Source organism: Corynebacterium lactis RW2-5, assembly GCF_001274895.1.
Taxonomy (GTDB): Bacteria; Actinomycetota; Actinomycetes; order Mycobacteriales; family Mycobacteriaceae; genus Corynebacterium; species Corynebacterium lactis.
The window spans coordinates 2,360,690-2,385,216 of the sequence record NZ_CP006841.1 but is presented as its reverse complement, the minus strand read 5'-3'; the positions used below and the strand labels follow the sequence as shown (position 1 = coordinate 2,385,216).

The window sequence follows — 24,527 nt, the reverse complement described above, 5'->3', positions numbered from 1 at the left end:
ATGGGACCAGTAACGTACATGGCCGCCAACGGGGCGGATACTCTCTCTGCGCAGGCAACGGTGGGCGAGCAGCTGGCGGTCGGAGTGCCGGCCACCATCGGTTATTTCCTCGCGGGCGCCCTGGTGCTGGCGGTCGGATTCATCGTTCTTGACCTGCTCACGCCCGGCAAACTGCGCGACCTGGTATTTACCGAAAATCGTGCGGGTGCCGCGTTGATCGCGGGTGCCCAGCAGATTGCGCTGGCCTGCATTGTTGTGTCGGTGATTCGCGCATCCGACGACACCCTGATGACTGGCCTGGGGGAGACCCTGGTCTACGGCGCTCTCGGCATTGTGTTTCAGGCGGTGGCGCTGCTGGTGCTCGAGGCCCTGATTCCGGGGCGCTTCCGCGACGTCGTGATGGACGCGAAGGTCCGCCCCCGGGCGGCTCTGGCGGCGACGACCTTCATCGTCATCGGTGTGATTAACGCGGTGGCGCTGTCGTAAATGGAGACTGCGACTTCCCGGCGTTGGCGGGCCCTGCTGCTGGGCTCCGTGGCAGCGTGCGCTGCATGTGGACTGGTCTATGAGCTGGCGCTGCTGGCGCTGTCGGCCTCCCTCGGCCGCGGCGACGTCGTCGCCAATTCCCTGATCGTCGCCGGCTACGTCGCGGCGCTAGGCTTTGGTGCCGTGGCGGCGAAGCCGTTTGTGCGCCGTGCCGCGATGTCTTTCCTCGGCATCGAGTGCGTTTTGGGACTGCTCGGCGGCGTATCCGCAACCGCTCTGTACTGGGTATTTTCAGTCACGGGTGAGAGCCTCGGGGCACTGGTCGCCGCCACGTTTGTGATTGGCACGCTAGTCGGTGCCGAGGTGCCGCTGCTGATGACCCTGCTGCAGACCGGCCGGATCGCCTCCGCCGAGAACACCGGCCGCGTGCTCGCGAACCTCAACGCCGCGGACTACTTCGGAGCCCTGGTCGGAGGCCTAATCTGGCCGTTTGTTCTCCTGCCCACGGTCGGCATGCTGAAGGCCACCGCCATCGCCGGCCTGATTAACGTCACCGCGGCGCTCATTATCGCTGCTCTGTTGCTGCGGAAGATGCTGTCTCGCCGGGCGCGTTTTGCATCCGTCGGTGCCCTTCTCGCGGCGCTGATTGCACTGGTTGCGCTACTGGCAGGAATCCGGGACATTGAGGCGACTGCCCGGCAGTCGTTGTATGCCCAGCCCATTGTTTTTGCCAAGCACTCGAAGTACCAAGACATCGTCGTCACGCGATTTGGTGAGGACCGGCGGCTCTATCTCGACGGGGGACTGCAGTACTCCAGCCGCGATGAGTATCGCTACACCGAGTCGCTGGTGTATCCGGCGGTGGGCAAGGATACGAAGTCCGCGCTGATTCTCGGCGGGGGCGACGGCCTGGCCGCCCGGGAGCTGCTGCGGATGCCCAATATCGAACGCATTGTCCAGGTTGAGCTGGACCCGGAGGTCATCGAGGTCGCCCGCACTGTGCTGCGTGAGGACAACCGCGGCAGTCTGGAGGACCCCCGCGTGGAGAAGGTCACCGCGGACGCCTTCGCCTGGCTCCACGACCAGGCGCGCGGCAAGGTGCCGGCACAGAAGTTCGACGCAATCTACGCCGACCTTCCCGACCCCGACAACGCGGTGCTGGCCAAGCTGTACTCGCAGGAGTTCTACGGGCTGATCCGGACGGTGGCGGCGCCGGGCGCGAAGCTGGTGGTGCAGTCGGGCTCTCCGTTTTCGACCCCGCAGGCCTATTGGCGCACCGACAGCACGATCCGCGCCGCAGGCTGGTCGACCACCCCGTACCACGTGCACGTTCCCACCTTCGGGGACTGGGGATTCGTGCTTGCGCAGGCCGCTCCAGAGTCTCCTTCGGTCACGCTTGACGACGCCGCCCCGCCGCTGAAATTCTTCACCCCTGAAGTGGCCCGGGCCGCGACCGTGTTCGGTGCCGATAACAGCCCGCAGCAGCTGGAACCGTCGACGCTCGCGCATCCGCAAATTGTGGAGGATATTCGTCGCGGTTGGCGACAGGCGGGGGAGTAGCCCACCGAGTGTTTGGCAAGGGGCGGGCGAGTAGCAGGTGGGGACGTGCGTCGGCTAACCTTTATAGCCGTGAGTGACGCGAAGAATTCCACCGAGACCACTGATAACACTAACGCTGTGCCTGAGCAGCTGCGAGTTCGCCGTGACAAGCGCGACCGCCTGCTCTCCGCCGGCGTCGAGGCCTACCCGGTTGAGGTGCCGCGCACGCATTCGCTGAAGGACGTCCGCGAGGAGTGGGGCCACCTTGAAGCGGGCGAGGAAACCCAGGACGTAGTGACCGTCGTGGGTCGCGTCATGTTTATCCGTAACACGGGCAAGCTCTGCTTCGCGGCGCTGCAGGAGGGCGACGGCACGACGCTGCAGGCGATGCTGTCGAAGGCCGAGGTCGGTGAGGAGGCCCTGGCTGCGTGGAAGTCCGACGTGGACATGGGTGACTTTGTCATTATCACCGGTCGCGTCATTTCCTCCCGCCGCGGTGAACTCTCCGTGATGGCGACGCAGTGGCAGATGGCGTCGAAGGCACTGCGCCCGCTGCCGGTGTCCTTCGCCGACCTGTCCGAGGACACCCGCGTCCGCCACCGCTACACCGACCTGATCATGCGCGAGCAGGCCCGCACCAACGCGCTGACCCGCATCAAGGTCATCCGCGAGCTGCGCCACGCCCTGGAGCGTCGTGGCTTCCTCGAGGTCGAGACCCCGATGCTGCAGACCCTGCACGGTGGTGCCGCAGCGCGGCCTTTCGTCACCCACTCTAACGCTCTGGACATCGACCTGTTCCTGCGCATCGCGCCGGAGCTGTACCTGAAGCGCTGCGTCGTCGGCGGCCTGGAGCGCGTCTTCGAGATCAACCGCAACTTCCGCAACGAGGGCATAGACTCCTCGCACAGCCCGGAGTTCGCGATGCTGGAGTACTACCAGGCCTATGGCACCTACGATGACTCCGCGCGCACCGTCCGCGAGGTCATCCAGGAGATCTGCGTCGCGGTCTATGGTTCGACGACCGTCACGCTTGCCGACGGCACCGAGTACGACTTCGGTGGCGAGTGGCGTGAGATGGAGATGTACCCATCCCTGAATGAGGCGCTTGCCCGCAAGTTCCCAGGCCAGCCGGAGGTCACCATCGACTCCACCGTTGATGAGCTAAAGGCCATCGCCGAGGTCATCGGCCTGGCGGTTCCGGAGAAGGGCGGCTGGGGCCACGGCAAGCTTGTCGAGGAGATCTGGGAGCACCTGTGTGAAGACCAGCTGGGTGGCCCGGTCTTCGTCCGCGACTTCCCGGTTGAGACCTCCCCGCTGACCCGCCAGCACCGCTCCAAGCCGGGCGTGACCGAAAAATGGGACCTCTACGTGCGCGGCTTCGAGCTGGCTACCGGCTACTCCGAGCTGGTCGACCCGGTGATCCAGCGCGAGCGCTTCGAGGACCAAGCCCGCCTGGCCGCCGGTGGCGACGACGAGGCGATGGTCCTCGACGAGGACTTCCTGCACGCAATGGAGCAGGGCATGCCCCCGACGACCGGTGTGGGCATGGGCATCGACCGCCTGCTGATGGCTCTGACTGGCCTCGGCATCCGCGAGACCGTGCTCTTCCCGATTGTGAAGCCGGAGGCCTAGAGCCCCAGCTCGCTCGGCGTTTTACCGGCCTTTGCTGCGATGAAGTGCTTGTCGGAGTCGTCGGCATGCAGGCGCATGATTTCGCGGAATTCGCCGAGATTGGTAAACAGTGGGTCCTTCCACGGGTTCCTGCCGGTGACGCGGATGCGGTAAATCCAGTAGCCGAACAGGCCAACATTGAATAGGAACGCAGCCCAGGCGCATACCGCGTTGGCGGTGGGGTTCATGGTGGAGAAGTTCGTAATCGAACTCGGCGGCACCAGGATCTCCGGCAGGAGATTGTTGGCTGCGATCCAGAACATGAGCGTAAAGCAGCGGAACCACAGCCACTGGCCCTTTGCCCAGGTAAACGCCGGCACGGTGCAGGCGAGTAGTAGCGCGAGGGTGCAGTACCAGGTGTAGTCGGCCAGCGCGTTGTAGAGGAATGCGTGATTCCACAGGTCGTAGGCGATAACCCACGGCCACAGCATGTCCGGCCAGATCAGGCCGCGGACTTTTTGCGCCGGGTTGGACGTGATGAAGATCGAGCCCAGGCCCGTAATCGTGATGATGTTGAGCGCGCCCGCCGCCGCGGTCAGCAGGTTCCAGTAGCCGCCGATGGTGCGGAAGCCCGTCGCCGGGTCGATGCCGACGCCCGAGGCCTGGAAGTTCGCCGCTACTGTCGTGTACCACTCGGGCGTGCCGACGGCCGCCTCGATTCCCCTGGTCTCCGGGAGCCCATTGATCATGTCGATGCCGACGTGGGCGTCGTTGATTTGCTTCAGACAGGCCGGGTCTGCGGCGCAGCGCAGGTAGTTGTCGGCCTCGAAGAAGATGGTCACGTCGCGGATGTTAGCCTCCATGATGTTAGCGGCCAGGCCAATCCACAGGGCGACACCGAACCAGAGGGCGTAGCGGTGCGCCTTTTCGGGGTTGCGTTTGCCGTACCAGAGCAGGAAACCGGTCATGGTGGCGGTGGCGACCATGATGGCGTACTTGCCGAAGGGGAACCAGCCCACCATCGGTGTGCCATGCAGCGCGGCGTAGGGCATGAGGGCGATGCCGCCGATTGTCCAGAGGACGAAGATGGTCCAGTTCCAGCGGCGGTTGATTTCAGAGATTGCGATCTGGGCTGCGAAGACGACGAACCACGTCACGTAGACGATCGGTGTGCCGATTTCCCAGAGAAAAAGCGATTGCATTGTCTCGCCATTCGTTAGTTGGGTTGAGATATTAAAGACTCAAACTGAGACTGGATTAGGGCTGAATTGCAGTACCTAATTTCACACTACGCCCGAAAGTGTAAAGGTGCTATAATTCTGGTAGTAACTTCTTCTCACTGCATTTCAGGCGCCCTTTGGGTGCCGGCAAGCAGGCCTAGCTAGATCCTAAAATCCAATAATCGTTTTCTCTTGGAAGAAGAGGGTGATGGTGTCATGGGAGGCTTTCCAAAACCAGGATTCGGCGCGCTTGCGGCAGGCGGAACTACGGCGGCCGCGGCGGTGCTCGGCGGAATGTACGCGTTCAGTCAGCTAAGCGGCAAGGCAACGCCGGAGGAGCAGGCGTGGAAATACCCGGGCGACGACCTGATCGACGCGAACTACTCCAACGGCTACTCCTCGACGTACGCCATTGAGATTGATGCGCCGGCCTACGCGGTGTGGCGCATCCTCAAGCAAATCGGCGCGAACAAGTCCGGCTCGTTTTCCTCGGAGTTTCTGGAGCGCGCCTTCGCTCGGCTGCCGTTTTACAACAGCTACGAAATCCAGGAGGAGTTCCAGCAGCCGGACTCGATGGTCCCCGGCGACATCGCCGCCTTCGACTTCCAGGGCATGTCCATGGAGTGGGCCGACGTGGTGCCCGGCAAATACCTGGTGCAGTGGGTGGACACCAAGAATCCACCGGCAGCGCCCGGGTCTTATGCCTTCCGCTACCCGACGATGACACACTTCGCAGCGGCCTGGTGCTTCTACACCATCCCGTTGAAGGGCGAGCGCACCCGGCTGATTAATCACTGGCGTATTGGTTACGAACCGGATACTCCGCTTCCTGGGGCGATTAACTGGGTCAATATCGAGCTGATTGGTGGCTGCATGACGCGCCTGCAGAACAACTACATCAAGCGTGTGGCGGAGTTCCGCAAGAAGCAGCAGCACCAGGGCAAGTTCATGCGAGGTGTGCTGGGCGGACGCTTCTTCGGTTCCAAGACCCCGGCCGGGCGTTGGGACGGCACCGAGCTGTTCGAGGACACCTACACGCAGTGGTTCCAGTACGGGCGGCAATGCCCGGCATCGGCGGAGATTCGCCCGCCGAAGACCGAGGATCCGTCCTGGCCGCCTAAGGGGCCGGGCACCCCGTGGGACGGCAAACTCGACGAGGAATACTACGTGGACTGGGAGGAACCGAAGTTCTCCTGGGACGAGCAGATTCGCCAGAAGCGCGAGCGCACCTACTTGAAGGGCTGGGGCAAGAAGTCCAATAAGTAGTGGGGGAGGGGCCTCCCCTTCCTTCTGTCCCTTCCTCCCGTCCTCCATTCCAATGTTTTTGCCAGCTTTTTGTAGGAAGTAGCGAGAAAACTCGGCTTACTTCGTACAAAAAGCTGGCAAAAATTGTCTTGGGACTATGCGCCGCGGAGGCCCCGTGGCAATCAATCCCGTCTGCCTCAGCGGTCGCGGTACCCCAGCGTCACCGCGTCGGAGCCGATGCGCGCGGCAATGCGGTCCTGGTCCTGTGGAGTCGCATTGTCCCGGACAAGCGCCACATAATCCGCGGAGTCGGAGTAGACCTCCTGGACGAATGGGTTGCGGCGTCGGGAAGCGATGCGCCACGCGTGGTAGGCGAATACGGCGATATTGAGGACAAGGGCGATTGTGGAGAGTGTGAACAGTGCCGTGGGGTTGTGCGCCGAACGGTGGGCGAACATCGAGTCCTGCATGAAATGCGGGAAGGTTAGTACGACCGCCGACCACAAGGTCAGCGTGTAGGCGCGGTACTGGATCCAGGAGCCACGCCCCCACTTGAACAGGGCAGGGATGGTGCAGGATGCCAGCAGGGCGACGCCGGAGTACCAGGCGCGGTCGGCTAGGCAGTTGTAGACGTAGGCGATGTTCCAGGCGTCGTAGGCGATGATCCACCAGATGGTCAGGTCGCCCCAGATGATGGCTCGGTTGCGCCCCTTAGCCACGAAGATGCCCATCCAGCCGGAGATTGCCAGCAGGTTCAGGATGCCAGCGATTCCGTTCATGATGTTCCACGGCCCGCCCCAGGTTGCCATGCCCTGCGCCGGGTCGATGCCGTGGATGTAGTAGCACTGGAAGTCGCGGACGACGGCCTCGGCGATGTTGATTGCCAGGATGAACGGCGGGATTAGCAGGTACCACTTGTTGTAGCGCAGCTTCTTCGAGTACTGCAGAGCGACCAGGCAGAGGCTTCCCGCCAGGGCGGAATACTGCTTGACGATGGGGAACCAGCCCGCCGAATTTGTCCCTTCGGTCGAGTATGGCCACCAGAAAATGGTGAGAAGCAGGGGGATTACAACGAAAACGGCTACGACCACGGCCTTGCTGCGCTGCGCCATCCATGCGGTCGCGGCTAGTGCGACGGTGACGATGACAAGCATCGCGTAGTCCCACCACTGACCGGATTCAAAGAAGAAGAGCGTCGGGTAGTTCGGAGCGGGGATTGAGGGCCACATGGTGTGTCCTAAGTAGGCGGCGATTTTGATGTTTGTATTCAGTTTTTGCGTGCGTTTGGTTCGCCTGTGCTGGTGAGCCTCTACTTCTTACGCTACTCCGGAATGTGTAACGATTCTTCTGACCAACATGAAGAGCGGAACAATCGCAGGTCGCAGGCTTACGGGGGTAACCGAAAGTCCGCGAAACTCTGTTGCCTAGGGTCGATTTTCGAAATTATGTGATAGCGGTCACGTAATTGATTTATTGTTATGCGAGTAATAGTTCTGACTCGAAAGGCCATGATCACATGAGCGAGAAGAAGAACCGCGAAGATTCGACCGTCGGCCGCAACAACCCTGGTCGCGACGCTATCGGAGCGGCAATGCGGTTCATCACGTCGATTACTGGTTCGGACTTCGCCCAGAAGTACGACCTTCAGCCCAAGATCGACCGCGTGGTGTACCAGTCCACCAAATCCGGTTTCAAGACCCTTGGTGCTGCGAACCGTCAGTTTAAGAAGATTGCTGGCTCGGGTAAGCCGGAGCGCCCGGCCGCCGAGGCGCAGGCCGCCGCGGATGCCGCTGCAGAGGAAAAGGCGAAGAAGCTCTTTGACCTGACCCCGACTGAGGATCAGCAGATGATCGTCGAGACGGTCAAGGAGTTCGCCGAGTCTCGCCTGCGTGAGACCGCCTATCAGTCCGACCACGACGCGACCCCGCCGGAGAACCTCGTCTCCGAGGCCTCCGAGCTCGGCGTCACTATGATCAACGTTCCCGAGGCCTACGAGGGAATCGCCACTGGCGAGGACGTCACCACCAACGCTCTTGTCGCCGAAGCCCTGTCCTACGGTGACATGGGCCTAGCCCTCGCGGTTCTGGCACCGGCTGGTGTCGCCGCGACCCTGACCGCTCACGGCTCCGACTCCCAGCAGAAGACCTACCTCCCGGCCTTCGCTGGTGAGGATGTCCCCGCCGCTGCCGTCGTCCTCGCCGAGCCGCGCCCGCTTTTCGACGCCAAGGCGCCGGAGACCACCGCCAAGCGCGAGGGTGACTCCCTGGTACTCAACGGCGTGAAGTCCTTCGTTCCGAACGCCGGCGCAGCTGAGCTCTTCGTCGTCGGTGTTGAGCTGGAGGGCAAGCCCGCTCTGGTCATCGTCGAGTCCGACACCGAGGGCCTGCATGTTGAGGCCGATCCGTCGATGGGTCTGCGTGGCGCCGCTATGGGCCGCGTTGTCCTGAAGGACGTCAAAGTCCCGGTCGAGAACATTCTCGGTGGCGCCGAGCGTTCCGCGCAGGAGCGCGAGGAAGCGTACCTCGACGTTCTGCGTCGCTCCCGCCTCGGCTGGGCAGCGCTGGCAATGGGTACCTGCCAGGCAGTTCTCGACTACGTCATTCCTTACGTCAACGAGCGTCAGGCATTCGGCGAACCGATTTCACACCGCCAGGCGGTTGCCTTCATGGTCGCCGACATCAAGATTGAGCTCGACGGCCTGCGCATGATTACTCTCCGCGGCGCCTCCCGCGCCGACCAAGGCCGAGGCTTCGCCCGCGAGGCAGCCCTGGCCAAGACCTTCGCTACCGAGAAGGGCATGAAGATCGGTTCCGACGGCGTCCAGCTGCTCGGTGGCCACGGCTTCACCAAGGAACACCCGGTGGAGCGTTGGTACCGCAACCTTCGCGCTATCGGTGTCGCCGAAGGCGTCATTGTTCTGTAAACCGCTAGACACTTCAGCCTAAAGATAAAGAGGAAAGAAAATGATTAACCTCGAACTGCCGAAGTTCCTCAAGGCGGGCGCGTCCCAGGCGCATCAGGCCGCCGCTGAGATCTTCCGACCGATTTCCCGCAAGTACGACATCGCCGAGCACGAGTACCCTAAGGAGCTCGACACGCTGGCCTCCATGATGGACGGCATGGCGGACGGCGGACGCAGCTTCTCCGGTGCGTCCGGCGGACGTGGCGATGAGAAGAAGAAGCAGCGCACTGGCGTCAAGAACGGTGGCAACATGGCTTCGCTGCTCAATGTCATCGAAACCTGCTGGGGTGATGTCGGACTGACCCTGTCCATGCCGTACCAGGGCCTCGGCAACGCTGCTATCGCGGCTGTTGCGACCGACGAGCAGCTGGAGGCCTTCGGTAAGACCTGGGCTTCCATGGCTATCACCGAGCCGTCTTTCGGCTCCGACTCTTCCGCAGTGTCCACCACCGCGAAGCTCGATGGTGACGAGTACGTCATCAACGGTGAGAAAATCTTCGTCACCTCCGGCGAGCGCTCCGACTCTGTTGTTGTTTGGGCAACCCTGGACAAGTCCAAGGGGCGCGCAGCCATCAAGTCCTTCCTGGTTAAGAAGGGCACTCCGGGCTTCACCGTTGAGCGCCTGGAAGAGAAGCTCGGTATCCGCGCTTCCGACACCGCAGTGCTGCGACTGGACAACGTCCGCGTTCCGAAGGAGAACCTGCTCGGTTCTCCGGACATCGACGTTAAGAAGTCCTTCGCCGGTGCTATGGCGACCTTTGACAACACTCGTCCGCTGGTCGCCGGCATGGCAATCGGCGTCTCCCGCGCAGCTCTCGAAGAGTTGCGTCGCATCCTGGAAGAGGCTGGCGTTGAGATCGACTACGACAAGCCCGCTCACTCCCAGTCTGCAGCTGCTGCCGAGTACCTGAAGCTGGAGTCCGACTGGGAGGCCGCTTACCTGCTGACCCTGCGCGCCGCGTGGATGGCAGACAACAAGCAGCCGAACACCTTGGAGGCTTCCGAGTGTAAGGCTAAGGCAGGCCGCGCCGGCACCGAGATCTGCCTGCGTGCTGTGCAGCTGGCCGGTACTTTCGGTTACTCTGAGCGTAACCTGCTGGAGAAGTGGTCCCGCGACGTCAAGATCCTCGACATCTTCGAGGGTACCCAGCAGATTCAGCAGCTGGTCGTCGCTCGCCGCACGCTGGGCCTGTCCTCCAAGGAACTGAAGTAAAACCTGCAGGCTTCATACGCTTGGGGGAATGCGACACCCCGGCCAGATTTGAGGCACTAGGCCTTTCTTGCTTACAGCCACAATTGCCCGCGCCCCGTTTCCTCCATGGGGCGCGGGTTTTGCTTGCGCTGTGAGAGCAGGCTGCGCGCAGCTTCGATGGCCCTAGCGCAGCATCCTTGTTGTAGTGCTCTTACTCTTCGAATGCTTTACGCAGGTCGTCGCCAGTGGTGTTGCACGACGCGGTGGCAAATTCACCCGTTGCAGTGTTTTCCGTGATTACCTTGCCGTTTGCGCTGATCTTGCAGGTAATCGCTCCGGATTCATTGATGCCGTTGGTAACGGAGAGATAAGGGCCGAAGAAGCCCTTCACCTTCACGTCCTTGCTCCAGCCAGCCGCGACGTTGGTGTCCTGGGCTGTCTGCGCTTCGCCGACGTTGTAAGTCACGCTCGCGTCCTGCGCGTCGCCCTCGATGCTGTAAGTGACTGTGTGCTCCTCATTCATTGTCTTATCGACCTCATTCACCGCGCCGCCGAGGAGCGCGGTGCAACCCGCGACGATAGCGATGAGGGAAAGGGCGAAAACAAGGCCGACGATGCAGCCGACCCGCTTGTACCATGGACGGTTTTCTTTGACGTAGATAACTTGAGGAGCGTTTTCCTGCGGGTAGTCGCCAGAACTCGGGCTCTGCGGGCTGGTCATGATGGTTTCCTCCTAGGGGAACGAAAAGCCGATTTTTGGGCAATCCCGCAGTCCGAAGAAAAGGTAAACCGACGGTTCTCGGAACGGGACCCCTTTGGTGTATCTAGCTCGCCGGACTGTGTATTTATTTATTTCGAATCTGTTTGCAGTCCTCATGTGTGGAAAACTGGAGGGAGCCACAGGGGGCAGGAGCAACGACGGGGGGGGGGAGACTCGTGTTTTCTCCTCGAGCTTCTTCCGATACCTCCACCATTCTATTTCCCTAATAAAATGGATAGTTCGCGAGATTTAGAGGATTTTTAAACTAGTTTTCACATTGCAGGGCTATCGTTTTTCTTCATGAGTATTTCCCGTCGCGCGTATCTTTCCGCCGCCGCTCTGGCCGCTAGCTCGGTGGCTATTGCTAAGACGTCGGGAGCTGCGAGGGTGGGGCGCCTGGCCTCGGGTCTGGGGCTTACAGAATCTGATCTAAAGTCGATGGTTGTCCTGGCAAGCGACTTGGAAGTCATCACTGTGACCGACACCTCGGTTGCCTTTACCTGGGCGACCTACGCCCCGGGTGTTCAGACTGCCTATGGTTTCGCCAAGCCTACGGTTCCCGCAGGGCAGAAGGTACTCCTTGCCCCGGCTGATGGCGGTGAGCTAAAGACTGTCTACGAGGGCTTTTCAGAGTCCGGTTATCACCACGTCATGGTGGAAGGGCTAGAGCCCGGTCGTGCCTACCGCTTCGAATGCTGGTCGGACGGGTCGAAGGCACTTCCATCGTTGGGCGTGACAATGAACCGTGCGGCGCCGGAATGCATCGGCGAATTCACCACGCTTCCGGCGCTGGAAGGTCAGTATCTGGCCACATTCGCCCTGACGAATGACACGCACATCGGAAAGCCGAATCACGACGGTATCCGCATCGGAAACTTCGGGCTATCGGCGGAGCCGGGCGATCAGCCTTTTTCTTCTATGCAGTTGGATGGACTGCTCAAGACGGTGTCGGCCGCCGGTATTGACACCATCGTCGTCAATGGAGACTGTACGGACAGCAACCGGCCGGAGGAGTACACGGAATTTCTGCGGGTGATGAACGGCTTCGGGGACTTCGGAAAGAATTGGTTTGTCACCCGTGGCAACCACGATAATCACCCTCCTGGACTGCCCAATATCAATGGTCGGCGTGGCCGTGACATTCGCCGTGGCAAAACCGATATCCCGGATTACTTCAGCGAGCATCTCGTACCGACACAGCAGCATTGGGCCACCAATGTCGGGGAGGTGCGCCTGATGGGTTTGGACACCGCGGAGTTTGGGTATGCGGGCGGCCGCATTAATGAGCGGCAAATGAGGGCGGTCAGAGCTGAGCTGGCGAGTGACCCGGATCGGCCGACAATCCTCTTTGCGCACCATCCCCTGACCCGAGACGCAGTCCGCTCTCACATCGGTGGTCCCGCTTTCATGATGGATTGGACGCAGTCGAAGAAGCTCCAGGAGATTGCGGCGGCGACTCCAGGAGTTAAGGGAATCTTCGCCGGTCATACGCATCGCAGCAGGAGGGGGATCGCGGATGTCGGCTCGACTGACTTCTGCGAACGCGGCGCCTCGCTGGGCTACCCGGGCGGATATACCCGCATTCGGGTTCACACGGATGGCTACCAGGTCAGTTTTCACAGGACCACGACGCCGGAGTCGCTGCTCTGGTCCACGAAGACTCGCTGGTCGATGTTCGGGCTCGAGCCGGAGCTGATGCTGGGTAAGGTCTCGGATCGTAACTACGTCCACAAGTTTGCCAATACCGTGGCCGTGTAGTCGTACTGCGTTGTTAACTTAAGCTGGCAGGTAAGAGCAGTCCATGTTGAGTTAGGCGTGAAGTACGATGACAAGCCCCTACGAGCCGGGCAACTACCCCGACGTGGCGGATTCTAACCCGTGGTCCGTCCCGGAAAGCCCGCAAGACGCGCAGCAATCTCAACCACAACAGCCGCAGGTCCCAAAGCCGCGCAACAACACTGGCCTGGTCGCCACCGCAACGGTTCTGGGGCTCGTGCTGGCGGGCTTGGTCGGCGTTGGTGGAGGGTATTTGCTCTCGCAGGATTCCAAGTCCGCTGCTCCGGAGCCATCCCCCGTGGCGGCGGGGCAGACGTCGTCAAGCCAAAGCCCGCAGGCAGAGGCCGGCCGGGGGAGCGATATGCCAAGCGCGACACCTGGTAAGTCGATTCCTGCCCCGGAACGCGCCGAGTCATCGGCCCAGGAGACCTCGCCCGCGCAACAAGCGCCAGGAAATTTCGGGCAGCGGGCGTTTAAGATGAATCGCTCCGATATTGATGCCGCAGGTTGGATCGGCAGCACGGCTCGCTGCTCGGGTGGCTTTTATGCCCGAGTACTCGCCGAGACCCCGTCGGGTAAGGCCGTGATCTGTGAGAATTCTTCCAATCGCCAGGACCGTCACTACATCGGTGATTTTCAGAACATCTCCGCAGCTCCGGACGCATATCCTGTTGAGAATTTCTCCGCTGAACGCGTCATTGCAACCAACGAGGGCTACCGCTACGAGCTGACCCGCAGCGACCTGAAGGTATTCAAGGGCGGCGAGCAGGTCTTCTCCGAGCCTGTCACCGACTGGGGCCTGCTGCAGGCGGGATAGAAGCGGGGCCCACCCCGCCGCTTGCCGACGCCGCCCTACGCCCTACGCAGCTTGCTCGGAGCCGGCTTCCTCCCACGGTTTCGGAAGCATGCGGGGGACGACCTTGCCCACGGCGTTGCGGGGCAGCTCGTCGAGGAAGACGGTCTCGCGCGGGACCGCGAACCTGGACAGGCGCTTCTTCACGAACGCGCGAATCTGCTCGTTGGTCAGGGCCTTGCCCTCGGGGGAATCCTCGCGGACTACCCAGGCGACAAGTGCCTGGCCGAAGCGTTCGTCGGGGACGCCCGCGACGGCGCACTCGCGGATGCCCTCTAGCTGGCTGAGTGCGTCCTCGGTCTCACGGGGGAATACGTTCTCGCCGCCCGAGACAATCATGTCGTCCTCGCGGCCGGAGATGTAGAGCAGACCGTTTTCCAGGTGGCCGAGGTCGCCGGTGCAGACCATCCCGTCGATGACGGGTTTGTCGGCGCCGGGGCGGGTGTAGCCCTCGTACAACATGTTGTTACCGACGAAGATGCGTCCGGTTTCTCCGTCGGGCACGCGGTTGCCGTCGGCGTCGAGGATCTGGACTCGTGTTCCCAACGGGGCGCGTCCGGCGGTCGTCGGGTTTTCCTTCAGCTCCTCCGGGTTTGCGATTGTGGCCCAGCTGACCTCGGTAGATCCGTACTGGTTGTAGAGGACCGGGCCGAAGCGCTCGAGGGTCTTCTTCACGATGCCCTCGGGGATTGCCGAGCCGCAGGAAGCGATGACGCGCAGGGAGGTGGCTCCGATGTCGTAGTCGTCGGGGAGCACCTCCATCATGCGCTGCAGCATGGTCGGAACCAGGAAGATGGTGTGCGGCGAGTGCGCCTCGATGATGCGGAGGCTGTCTTGAGGATCGAACTTGCGGCGCATGATCATGGTCGAGCGCAAAGCGATGCAGAGCTGGGCAGTCGCAAATCCCCAGGTGTGGAACATCGGCGCGGCGAGGTACGCCGGGCGGCGCTGGCGCAGCGGGATGCGGCTCATGATGGACGACGCCGGCATCCAGCTGCGCGGCTCCGGGCGCTTGGCGCCCTTCGGGGTGCCAGTGGTGCCGGAGGTCAGAATGATGACGCGGCCGCGGCGGGGGCGCTGCGGCAGCTCGGCGGTGGGCCACTTAGGCGGCGGCGCGGTCTTCAGCATTTCCTGTAGCGATGTCCAGCCATCTCGGACGCAGGAGGTGTCGCCGTAGTTTTCGAACCAGGACACTGCCACGGGGCAGTCGTTGAAGTCCTCTGGGAGCATGTGGGTAAATTCCTCGTCGATGAAGAGGAAGTCAATCTTTTGTTCCCGGATGACGGCGAGGGTCTGCTCCGCGGAAGCACCGGTGTTGAGCAGCACCAAATCGGTGCCGAGGCGACCGTGGGCGCACAGGGCCATAATGAACCCGCGGTGATTGCGTGCGAGGACTCCGATACGGTTGCGCTGTTGGACGTCGCCGTGGCGCAGTGCGCGGGCGAGAGCGGTGGAGCGCTCGTGGAGTTCCTCGTAAGTCAGCGATCCGCCATCATCGATGATGGCGGTGTGGTGCGGGTCGCGGGCGGCGGCAATGCCAAGCAGCCCAGCGGGGAGGAAGTCCCAGCGGTAGATCGAGCTGGCTGCCTTGCCCGCGGCACCCGGCCCCATGGAACCTAGAACTCCGGCCTGTGCAACTGGGGCGAGACCCAGAATCATGTCGGAGGTGGCCCTCGAGGCCTTTCGGACCTTGTTGAGGAGTGAGGTCTGGGGCTTGCTGGTCATGTGTTTCTCGTCTTTCATAGTCGCTTGTCCTGCGGCTTAGACACTGTGAGCAGGGGAAACAGTTTTCTCTATAGCTGCCTGTACTCGGCGGTCTGGTGGGGTGCCGGGGTTTGCAGCTGTGTCGATATAGTTTCTTTGGCAGTAATAATAAGTGACCCGGCTCACTGTTGAAAGGATTTTGAAAAACTTTCTTGACGAGAAACTAAAGACCTTTGGGTCGGCCGCTCTATTCGCTACCCGAACGTCAGTGAGTACGCGCTCATCGACTCCGGGACCTCGATGGTCAGGTTCCCGCTAGCGGGCTTTCCGTCTGTCTTGACCAGATCGATTGTTCCCGGCACTTCGGAGGCGGGGAACTTGGTCACCTTCCCATCGCTACCCGTCACCGTCAGCTCCCCCTTGCCCGAAGCCACAATCTGTACCAGTGCTGCGTGGTAGTTCAGGTGAATCTTCGCGCCGGGGCCGGCAGGGGAGATTGACTGCCCTCGCAGCTCCCACGGTCCCTCCAGGCTGTAGCCCTTCTCAGCTGGGTCAACGTAGGCGAAATCGTGGACACCCGCGCGGTATTCACTCAGGGGATTGGAAAACAGCGATGCTCGGTCTGTTCCCAGGTACGTCTCCAGGTTACGTCCCATGGTCGCGATCGGGGCATCGTCGGTGTTCGCCTCGATGGGGGCGGGCAGTTCGATACCGGGGTTGGCGTCGGCAAGCAGCTGGCGGACGAGCCTTTCGGTGGCTGCGTAGGCGCCCTCGCCCTCATGGATCTGGCGGACGCGGCCGTGTGCATCGACGAGGTAGTGGGCCGGCCAGTAGCGGTTGGAGAAATTATTCCAGGTCAGGAAGTCATTATCCTGCGCGACTGGGTAGTGGATGCCCTGCTCATTGGTGGCCATCGCGACGTTTGCGGCATCGTGCTCGAAGGCATACTCCGGCGCGTGTACGCCGACAACATTCAAGCCATAGTCGCGGTAGCGATCGTAGAGCTTCGTGACGTGCTCATTCGCCCGCTGGCAGTTGATGCAGGCGTAGGCCCAGAAATCGACCAGCGTAATCGTCTGGCGGCCATCGCGCTTTTCGGGGTGCGCCGGGTCAATCGCCGAGCCCGCCGGAGTGGTATTGATCCAGTTGGTAAGGCCCTCGAAGGCTGGCACATCGCCGCAGTCGAGTAGCCTCGACGGGTCCTCGTCTCGGCACGCATTAAGGCTTGCCGACGCCGCCTGTGCCCCGTCCTCGGAGCTATCGCCGCGCAGTCCGTTGAGAACGGATTGGGTGTCCTCGGAAGAATTGAACTTCTGTTGGATGCTGGCCGTCCAGTCCGGCAGAGTGCGCTGCAGTTTCGCGGGAACGTCGGTGGCAATCGCCAAAGCCAGGGCGAGTACAAGTGCGCCGGCAACTCGAGAGATGCGGGCGCGGTTATCAGTGGCAAACTGCGCGCGCTTTGACCACGCCGAGCCCGCCAACGCGAAAAAGAACAGCGGAACACAGGCGCCGAAGGCGAACGAGAAGGCCAGGATCACGGTTGGCCAGCCGATATCTCCGGTGGCGCCCGCGACCGTCACCGCAGCAAGGACAGGGCCTGCGCAGGGCGCGTACACGGCGCCAAGTGCCAGTCCGATTCCGAAACCGGAGCCTTTACCGGCAGAACCCCTCGTTTTGCTGCTAATCCACGAGGGGACCTGGATTGTCGCGAATGGTTTTTCCAGCAGGTGGCCAAGGGCGGGGAAGAGCATGCTCAGGCCCACAATCACCAGCAGGGCGACGCCAACCCAGCGCAGCGTTGCGCTGGGAAGCCCTAGTACGGACAGCGCCAGGGTGCCGAGCAGGGTAATAGCCGTAAAACTAATCGCAATGCCCAGCGCGACCAGCAACGGTTTGCGCTTGGCGTCTGCCGAAACGGCCAGAACGATGGGCAGGACTGGAAGGATGCACGGGGAGACGCCCGTGACAAGGCCTCCAATCAGACCAATCAGGAGAATTTCGGGAATCATGGGTCCGCTCCTTGCTTTAACGAGTTGTCCGTAGGGAGATTTGTGCGCGCGTCATAGGTAGTTACGGAGCAGTCTCTCGGCATGGATTGGACTGTCGGGCAAATAATCTCGGGAAACTCACGCCTAAAAACTGGGCTGGGAAAACTTTTCGCAAAATGCAATCCGCAAGCTTCCGGGCTCCGTAATCATCTATGACGGCAACGAGAGAAGGTGCCGTCGATAAGCGAGAAGCTCGGGAGAGCCTCTCAATGAAAGCCTCGAGATAATCAAGGAGTACAAGTCATGATCTCTTCAGTACGTAATGGTGGTTCGGTTCGCGCGAAGCTGGCTCGCACTGTTCTAATTGGTGCCGTCGCAGTGGGAGCGGCGGCCGGGTTGGCTGCGTGTGGCGACAACGACAGCGACAAGATGAAGCAGTCGAGCACGATGCAGAGCACCGACAAGATGGACAAGATGGAGCCTTCGGAGGGGATGGAGAAGTAGTCAAACCCCTTTTCCACCTGCACTGAAAGCTACTGTTCGCCCGGATGCCTACCTGCGAATTACTATCGTTACCTGTGATGCGCGAAACCGAACTCCTCGATGAGTTACTCCTGCGCGTCCAAAGTGGCGACCGCCAGGCCTTTTCTTCGCTTTACGACGCCACGGCGTCGGCAATCCTCGGTCTTGCAGTCCAAGTACTGCACGACCGGGCTCAGGCGGAGGAGATTACCCAGGAGGTCTACCTGGAGCTGTGGCAGCAAGCCCGCACGTTCGACCCCACTAAGGGGTCGGCGAAGTCGTGGATATTCCGGCTTGCCAGGCTTCGGGCGATTGATCGGCTGCGTTCCCACCGGGCGACAGTCACGCGAGATGATCGGGACGCGATTTTGGACGCTGCACGAGTTGTGGACTCTGTAGAGCAGGAGACTCTAATCAGCCTGGATCGGCAGATGGTCAGGGATGCCCTCGACCGCGTGGGCGAGCCCCACAAAACCGCGGTGTTATTGGCTTACTTCCAGGGCCTGACCAACAGAGAACTTGCTGAGGTAACAGGGGTGGCGCTGGGGACGGCAAAGACCAGGCTGCGCGACGGGCTTCGCAAACTGCAACGGGAGCTTCACGCCAGCGCCGGTTTTGGCGATACTTGTTCACATTCCGAAGGAGGTGTGCGTTAGCAATGGGCAGTAAATTTTCTCGCGGTAACTCCGAAAACTTCGACGAATCCGACTTCGACGGTCTAGACGCCGAATTAGCGCAGCTGGCTGAGCCGGTCGCGCCCCCACCGGAATTGAAGGATTCGATCATGGCGCAGCTAGATGGGCTGCCCCAGGTAGAACCGGTCGACTCGGCCTCCGTAGAGCAGCCCGATGCGGATGCTTCCCCCGAGGTGGATAACGTGGTGAGCCTTTCGGGGCGTCGTAAGGCGGGCGGACAGGGCTCGGGCGGATTGAGGCAGGGCTGGGCCAGTGTGGTCAGTATCGCGGCAGCGGTGGTCCTGGTCGCGGGTGTCGGAGTCGGAGCTGTGACGGGATGGCCGTCTCTCTTCGGAGGCGGATCCGAATCGCAGACCGTCATCACCGCCGACGGCGCGAAGAAAATGCACGAGATTATGGCGGCGGAGGACGTTCGCTCGGCCTCTCTAAATGCAGATGGGGCACGGCTTGCGGTCGTGGTCTCCTCAGAAATGAACGCGGGAGGGGCGATGGTCAACGGCGCACCCACGCTCGATAAGGGAATGGGGGCGCAGGTCTGGTCCATCGACAGAGAAGGCAACGCGCGCTCGGCCGGCGTGATCGGGCAGGAGCCGCACACGGATGTGTGGATGCCCCTGCCCAGCGACACGATGGCGGTCAAGGTTACGGTCGAGCCGATGTCCGGAGCCTCATCGCCGCAGGGTGAGGTGCTGGCGCAGATTGAGCTGACGTAGGCAGGCACGCGGCTCGGGTTGGTAGGGAAGCAAAAGCTCGGACCTGCCTGTTCGCTACTGGCGTACGCCATCGAGGATTAATTCCGGGCGGTGCACGTTTAAGCTATTTGAAACGACTAATAGATAACCGACAAAGGGGCAGTGATGTTCGAGAGGTTTACGGACCGTGCACGTCGCGTTGTCGTCCTGGCTCAGGACGAGGCGCGGGAGCTCAATCACAATTACATTGGCACCGAGCACATCCTGCTCGGCCTTATTAGTGAGGGCGACGGTGTTGCAGCTAAGGCGCTGGAATCCATGGGCATTTCCCTGGATGCCGTGCGCTCCGAGGTAGTCGACATTATTGGCCGTGGCGCGCAGCCGCCGAGCGGCCACGTTCCGTTTACCCCTCGCGCCAAGAAGGTGCTGGAGTACTCGCTGCGCGAGGCTCTGCAGCTGGGCCACAAGTACATCGGTACTGAGCACCTGCTCCTCGGTCTGATTCGTGAGGGCGAGGGCGTCGCCGCGCAGGTTCTGGTCAAGCTCGGCGCTGACCTGCCGCGTGTCCGCCAGCAGGTTATCCAGCTTCTTAGCGGTTTCCAGGGCGACGAGTCCGATGGCTCCCCGGAGCAGCGCCCGGTCGGCGCCACCTCCGGCTCCCGCGTCCAAGATGGCAACCACCAGTCCGGTTCGCTCGTCCTCGACCAGTTCGGCCGTAACCTGACCGTCGCAGCTCGCGAGGGCAAGCTCGATCCGGTCGTTGGCCGCGAGAAGGAAATTGAGCGCATTATGCAGGTGCTGTCGCGCCGCACCAAGAACAACCCCGTTCTGATTGGTGAGCCGGGCGTCGGTAAGACCGCCGTTGTCGAGGGACTCGCGCTCGATATCGTCAACGGCAAGGTGCCGGAGACCCTGAAGGATAAGCAGCTCTACTCGCTGGACCTCGGCTCTCTGGTCGCGGGTTCCCGCTACCGCGGTGACTTCGAGGAGCGCCTGAAGAAGGTCCTCAAGGAAATTAACCAGCGCGGTGACATCATCCTGTTCATCGACGAGATTCACACCCTGGTCGGCGCAGGTGCAGCCGAGGGCGCAATCGACGCAGCATCCATCCTGAAGCCGAAGCTGGCTCGCGGTGAGCTGCAGACCATCGGTGCGACCACCCTGGATGAGTACCGCAAGCACATCGAGAAGGACGCCGCGCTGGAGCGTCGTTTCCAGCCGGTCAACGTCCCGGAGCCGAGTGTCGACCTGACCATGGAGATTCTCCGTGGCATCCGCGACAAGTATGAGGCGCACCACCGCATCTCCATCTCCGACCAGGCCCTGGTCGCCGCAGCAACCCTGTCGGACCGTTACATCAACGATCGCTTCCTGCCGGACAAGGCAGTCGACCTCATCGACGAGGCCGGCGCTCGCATGCGCATCAAGCGCATGACCGCCCCGGCGGACCTGCAGGAAATCGACTCCAAGATTGCCGATGTGCGCCGCCAGAAGGAAGCCGCCATCGACGAGCAGGACTTCGAGAAAGCTGCAGGCCTGCGCGATACCGAGCGCAAGCTGGGCGAGGAGCGCCGCGAGAAGGAGAAGAAGTGGCGCGCAGGTGAGTCCGACTCCATCGCCGAGATCGGTGAGGAGCAGATTGCCGAGGTCCTGGCCTCCTGGACCGGCATCCCTGTGTTCAAGCTGACGGAGGAGGAGTCCTCCCGCCTGCTGCGTATGGAAGAGGAGCTGCACAAGCGCATCATCGGCCAGGAAGAGGCCGTCGGCGCAGTCTCCCGCGCAATTCGCCGTACTCGCGCTGGTCTGAAGGATCCGAAGCGCCCGAGCGGTTCGTTCATCTTCGCCGGCCCGTCCGGTGTCGGTAAGACCGAGCTGTCGAAAGCCCTGGCGGAGTTCCTCTTCGGCGAGGAAGACGCCCTGATTCAGATCGACATGGGCGAGTTCCACGATCGCTTCACCGCGTCCCGTCTCTTCGGTGCTCCTCCCGGATACGTCGGCTACGAGGAGGGCGGTCAGCTCACCGAGAAGGTCCGCCGCAAGCCGTTCTCCGTCGTCCTCTTCGACGAGATTGAGAAGGCCCACAAGGAGATTTACAACACTCTCCTCCAGGTTCTCGAAGACGGTCGCCTGACCGATTCGCAGGGGCGCGTGGTCGACTTTAAGAACACGGTCCTGATTTTCACCTCAAACCTGGGTACCGGCGACATCTCCAAGGCTGTCGGCATGGGCTTCTCCGGTGTCGGAGAGTCCGACGAGGCCGGCAAGTACGAGCGCATGAAGGACAAGGTCCACGACGAGCTGAAGAAGCACTTCCGCCCGGAGTTTTTGAACCGTATTGACGAAATCGTCGTGTTCAAGCAGCTCTCCCAGGCAGAGATTGTCCAGATGGTCGACCTCATGCTGTCCCGCGTCAGCGAGCAGCTGAAGGAAAAGCGCATCACCATGGAGGTCTCCGAGAAGGCGAAGAACCTGCTGGCCAAGCGTGGCTTCGATCCCGTTTTGGGTGCCCGCCCGCTGCGCCGTACCATTCAGCGGGAGATCGAGGACCAGCTGTCGGAGAAGATTCTCTACGGCGAGATTGGTCTCGGCGAGACTGTCTTCATCGAGGCCGAAGGCTGGGACGGCGAGTCGAACAACACCGACAAAGCCAAGTTCGTCTTCACCAACAAGGGCGGCGCGGAGAACGTCGATGCGGACGGTGCCGAAGCCGCTGGCCAGGATGCCCTGGGCAACGCCGATGGTACCCTGTCTGTCGGTTCCCAGGACATCGAGGGCGCGGCTGACAAGGCCGCGGCCGAGGCTCAGCCCGAGGCCGACTCTGAGGGCTCCTCTAACCAGGAAAGTGAGAACTAAAAATGGGCATCATCTTCCGCAAGAAGCAGAATCTGGACAAGGACACCTGGCTGAACTACTCCGGCTCCGGTGTCTCCGGCTCTAAGCGAATCGGCCCGGTCACCTTCAATAGTCGTGGTGGGTACACCGTGCGTCTGGGGAAGGGCCTGACCTTCCGAGGCCGCTGGAGGAAGTAGTCTCCAACTATTGCCGGAATCTACTTCCGGTAGCCCATTTGCTCATCCAGCCAGGCCATCGCCTGGTCGTGGCTGAGCGCGTACGCGAGGCCGTGGGACGCGTCACCGAGGTCGCTGTCGACCTCTTCGTAAGTGACGCGCGCCCCGGCCTCTTTCCACGTCCGCACCAGCTCGCGTGCCGACGACACTGGGAGCACATCGTCACGCACGTTGTGGGTTACAAAAATTGGCATGCTCGGTGCGCGGCCCCCGGCCCCCAGCTTCTGCTCCCCTAGCCGCTCTTGAATAACCGGGTCGAGAGCGGGGGAGGCAAGATTTTCCCCGATGCTGCGACTATCTGCGGTGAAAGCCCTCGTATCGTTACGAGGCCAGTTTCGGACGGTATCACCGATGCATTCCCCCCTGGTCAGCGAGAGAAAATCCTCGCCGAGTGGACTCATCATCCGGTCGATGGGTCCCTTAGTCTCCGGGTATTCCGCAACTAGGCCGTTTACCGCGTAGCCAATCAATCCGGATAGCGCGGAGCCCGTAATGTGCCTCGCCGTATCTCTCAGGTCAGCGGGGATTGCGCCGGCGTAGGCAGCCCTGATGTTGAGCTCGGGAGAGTACGACTCCGCAAGTTCTGCCGCGGCTGCCACCGCGCCGCCACCTTGTGAATAACCGAAGAGTGCGACCGGGGTGTCGTCGGCAAGCGAAAGAAGGGAAAGGCCTGCCCGCGCCATGTCTAGGGTGTTGTGTGCAGCGGATGCGCGATTTAAGTAAGCGGGGATGCCCGGGGTACCGAGGCCCTCGTAATCGACGATTGCGACGTTCCAGCCGCGGTCGAGGAGCTCGGGGGCGGGTGGCGTTGGAGGGGCCTCGTAACGAATCGCGACGGAACTGGCACAGTGGTCGGCCATTCCAAGCGTGCCGGGCGCGATGACCGCCAGCGGACGAGGCCCGGGGCCTGGCCAGGGTTTCGATGATTCGAGCACAGCGCCGGACACTGCGCTGCGCCGGTTCGGGTTGGATTTGGACGATGCGAAGACGATCCGGCTAACCCGAGCATTGAATTTGACCGGGAGATTGGATTTCGTGATGACCTCTCCCGCGCTAGGTCCCGCAGTAGTGGTCGCCTCCGAGTGGGAATCGGCGCTGTCGGAGGGGCTGGGCGCGCAGCTGACCAACCCGACGATGGCCGCGTAGAATGCAGCCGCCAGCGCCGATCGGCACCATGATGGGCCTCTGCGCTTTGCATTGGAGTTGTCAGGTTGGGCGACCATAATTCGATTCTAGGCAGCGTCAGGTTCTTGGCAGCGCCCCGGGTGGCCTGATTTAGGTTGGCAGCCGGAACAGGCCGTCTTTCGTTTGCTCGGCGAGACCATCCTCGAGAAGAGAGAAAAGGGCACGGGAACGCTGGGCATCATCGTCCCAGACGGTATCGAGGGCTGCCTGCTCGACGGGCGAGTCCGCGGCGCGGAGGACGTCTAGTAGGAGACCCCGGACCTGCCGATCGGTGCCCTCAAATTTTTGTACTCGCCGCTTCGCGGCCTTGACCTCATGCTTCTCTGGCTCTGGGCTGCCCGCCGCTACCCATGCGCAGGAGGAGGCGATGGGGCAGTTGTCGCAGTCGGGTGTGGTCTTACAGACGAGTGCGCCCAGTTCCATCAGTGCGACTGAGGTCTCGGCAGCGGAGGGGGCGTCTTCGTCCAAGAGCTCTTCGACAGCGTGCATATCCGCGCGCTTGTGGGGGCCGGGCAGGAACACCGCCTGGCGATGTCGGCGGAGCACCCGCCGAACATTGATGTCCACTACAGGGGTGCGATGAGAAAATGCGAAAGCCGCCACCGCCCGGGCTGTGTAGTCTCCCACCCCCGGAAGGGTTAACAGTGTTTCGACGTCATTGGGGACTGATCCGGAGTATTCGGTGGCGATTGCGATTGCACACTCGCGCAGACGCAGGGCGCGGCGAGGGTAACCGAGTTTTCCCCACATCCGGAGCACTTCGTCTTTAGGTGCCTGTGCTAAGTCGCTGGCAGTAGGCCATTTTTCCATCCACGCTCTCCAGGAGGGGATGACGCGCGAGACGGGCGTCTGCTGGCTCATTACTTCGCTGACGAGTACGGACCACGGGCTAGTGTCCGGCTCGCGCCAGGGGAGAGGGCGCATGTTTTGGCGGTACCAGGACCTCAATTCGCTTCTCACTTCGTCGTCGAAAGCGTCAACCGTGGTCTGTGCGCTGCGTATTTGCATCCTTGCATTCCCAATAATCAT

20 protein-coding genes are annotated in these 24,527 nt (G+C 61.8%); 13 read left to right on the top strand and 7 right to left on the bottom strand.

Going from position 1 to position 24,527, the window contains the following annotated elements:
• The 3 genes from CLAC_RS10565 to lysS all read left to right on the top strand — a co-directional run bounded on the left by CLAC_RS10565 (position 1) and on the right by lysS (position 3,657).
• Positions 1-486 carry a DUF350 domain-containing protein gene (locus CLAC_RS10565; protein ID WP_082313365.1) on the top strand — a complete coding sequence of 162 codons (486 nt, stop codon included), beginning with the start codon at positions 1-3 and terminating at the stop codon, positions 484-486.
• On the top strand, positions 487-2,046 hold the full coding sequence (locus CLAC_RS10560; RefSeq protein ID WP_053412885.1) for a polyamine aminopropyltransferase: 1,560 nt from the start codon (positions 487-489) through the stop codon (positions 2,044-2,046). It abuts the gene before it with no gap.
• Positions 2,047-2,115: 69 nt separating this feature from the next.
• A complete protein-coding gene (gene lysS / locus CLAC_RS10555) occupies positions 2,116-3,657 on the top strand; it encodes a lysine--tRNA ligase (RefSeq protein ID WP_053412884.1) in 1,542 nt (513 codons plus the stop codon).
• On the opposite strand, the gene CLAC_RS10550 is transcribed toward lysS, so the two are convergent.
• Positions 3,654-4,838 carry a DUF5692 family protein gene (locus CLAC_RS10550; RefSeq protein WP_053412883.1) on the bottom strand — a complete coding sequence of 395 codons (1,185 nt, stop codon included), beginning with the start codon at positions 4,836-4,838 and terminating at the stop codon, positions 3,654-3,656. The genes lysS and CLAC_RS10550 overlap by 4 nt on opposite strands.
• Before the next feature lie 234 nt (positions 4,839-5,072).
• Between CLAC_RS10550 and CLAC_RS10545 the strand changes: the two genes are divergently transcribed.
• Entirely contained in the window at positions 5,073-6,122 is a 1,050-nt protein-coding gene (locus CLAC_RS10545; protein WP_053412882.1) for a hypothetical protein, read from the top strand.
• Positions 6,123-6,298: 176 nt separating this feature from the next.
• On the opposite strand, the gene CLAC_RS10540 is transcribed toward CLAC_RS10545, so the two are convergent.
• Complete coding sequence (locus CLAC_RS10540) at positions 6,299-7,330, bottom strand: DUF5692 family protein (protein WP_245621870.1); 1,032 nt, start codon at positions 7,328-7,330, stop codon at positions 6,299-6,301.
• Positions 7,331-7,617: 287 nt separating this feature from the next.
• Between CLAC_RS10540 and CLAC_RS10535 the strand changes: the two genes are divergently transcribed.
• Positions 7,618-9,024 (top strand): acyl-CoA dehydrogenase family protein, encoded by a 1,407-nt coding sequence (locus CLAC_RS10535; protein WP_053412881.1) that lies wholly within the window; start codon positions 7,618-7,620, stop codon positions 9,022-9,024.
• A gap of 40 nt (positions 9,025-9,064) precedes the next feature.
• Complete coding sequence (locus tag CLAC_RS10530; protein WP_053412880.1) at positions 9,065-10,276, top strand: acyl-CoA dehydrogenase family protein; 1,212 nt, start codon at positions 9,065-9,067, stop codon at positions 10,274-10,276.
• A 190-nt stretch (positions 10,277-10,466) separates the two neighbouring features.
• On the opposite strand, the gene CLAC_RS10525 is transcribed toward CLAC_RS10530, so the two are convergent.
• The gene (locus CLAC_RS10525) at positions 10,467-10,976 is read right to left on the bottom strand and encodes an MmpS family transport accessory protein (RefSeq protein ID WP_053412879.1); all 510 of its coding nucleotides are present in this window, start codon (positions 10,974-10,976) and stop codon (positions 10,467-10,469) included.
• A 339-nt stretch (positions 10,977-11,315) separates the two neighbouring features.
• Here CLAC_RS10525 and CLAC_RS10520 point away from each other — a divergent pair, with 339 nt between their 5' ends.
• Together CLAC_RS10520 and CLAC_RS10515 are read left to right on the top strand one after the other, a co-directional pair.
• Complete coding sequence (locus CLAC_RS10520; RefSeq protein WP_053412878.1) at positions 11,316-12,773, top strand: purple acid phosphatase family protein; 1,458 nt, start codon at positions 11,316-11,318, stop codon at positions 12,771-12,773.
• Positions 12,774-12,840: 67 nt separating this feature from the next.
• A complete protein-coding gene (locus tag CLAC_RS10515) occupies positions 12,841-13,608 on the top strand; it encodes a hypothetical protein (RefSeq protein ID WP_053412877.1) in 768 nt (255 codons plus the stop codon).
• 42 nt (positions 13,609-13,650) lie between these two features.
• On the opposite strand, the gene CLAC_RS10510 is transcribed toward CLAC_RS10515, so the two are convergent.
• Both CLAC_RS10510 and CLAC_RS10505 read right to left on the bottom strand, forming a co-directional pair.
• The gene (locus tag CLAC_RS10510; RefSeq protein ID WP_245621869.1) at positions 13,651-15,387 is read right to left on the bottom strand and encodes an AMP-binding protein; all 1,737 of its coding nucleotides are present in this window, start codon (positions 15,385-15,387) and stop codon (positions 13,651-13,653) included.
• A 215-nt stretch (positions 15,388-15,602) separates the two neighbouring features.
• A complete protein-coding gene (locus tag CLAC_RS10505; RefSeq protein WP_169750356.1) occupies positions 15,603-17,354 on the bottom strand; it encodes a cytochrome c biogenesis protein CcdA in 1,752 nt (583 codons plus the stop codon).
• Positions 17,355-17,639: 285 nt separating this feature from the next.
• Between CLAC_RS10505 and CLAC_RS10500 the strand changes: the two genes are divergently transcribed.
• From CLAC_RS10500 to CLAC_RS12840, 5 genes are all read left to right on the top strand, one after another.
• On the top strand, positions 17,640-17,840 hold the full coding sequence (locus CLAC_RS10500; RefSeq protein WP_053412875.1) for a hypothetical protein: 201 nt from the start codon (positions 17,640-17,642) through the stop codon (positions 17,838-17,840).
• 77 nt (positions 17,841-17,917) lie between these two features.
• Positions 17,918-18,514 (top strand): sigma-70 family RNA polymerase sigma factor, encoded by a 597-nt coding sequence (locus CLAC_RS10495; RefSeq protein ID WP_082313363.1) that lies wholly within the window; start codon positions 17,918-17,920, stop codon positions 18,512-18,514.
• Positions 18,515-18,516: 2 nt separating this feature from the next.
• A complete protein-coding gene (locus CLAC_RS10490; protein WP_053412873.1) occupies positions 18,517-19,266 on the top strand; it encodes an anti-sigma factor in 750 nt (249 codons plus the stop codon).
• Positions 19,267-19,410: 144 nt separating this feature from the next.
• Entirely contained in the window at positions 19,411-22,098 is a 2,688-nt protein-coding gene (locus CLAC_RS10485; RefSeq protein WP_053412872.1) for an ATP-dependent Clp protease ATP-binding subunit, read from the top strand.
• A gap of 2 nt (positions 22,099-22,100) precedes the next feature.
• Positions 22,101-22,274 (top strand): hypothetical protein, encoded by a 174-nt coding sequence (locus CLAC_RS12840; RefSeq protein ID WP_169750344.1) that lies wholly within the window; start codon positions 22,101-22,103, stop codon positions 22,272-22,274.
• A gap of 20 nt (positions 22,275-22,294) precedes the next feature.
• Here CLAC_RS12840 and CLAC_RS10480 read toward each other — a convergent pair whose 3' ends face one another.
• Positions 22,295-23,248 (bottom strand): lipase family protein, encoded by a 954-nt coding sequence (locus tag CLAC_RS10480; protein ID WP_245621868.1) that lies wholly within the window; start codon positions 23,246-23,248, stop codon positions 22,295-22,297.
• A gap of 340 nt (positions 23,249-23,588) precedes the next feature.
• Positions 23,589-24,506 (bottom strand): HhH-GPD family protein, encoded by a 918-nt coding sequence (locus CLAC_RS10470; RefSeq protein ID WP_053412869.1) that lies wholly within the window; start codon positions 24,504-24,506, stop codon positions 23,589-23,591.
• Between the last annotated feature and the right edge of the window lie 21 nt (positions 24,507-24,527).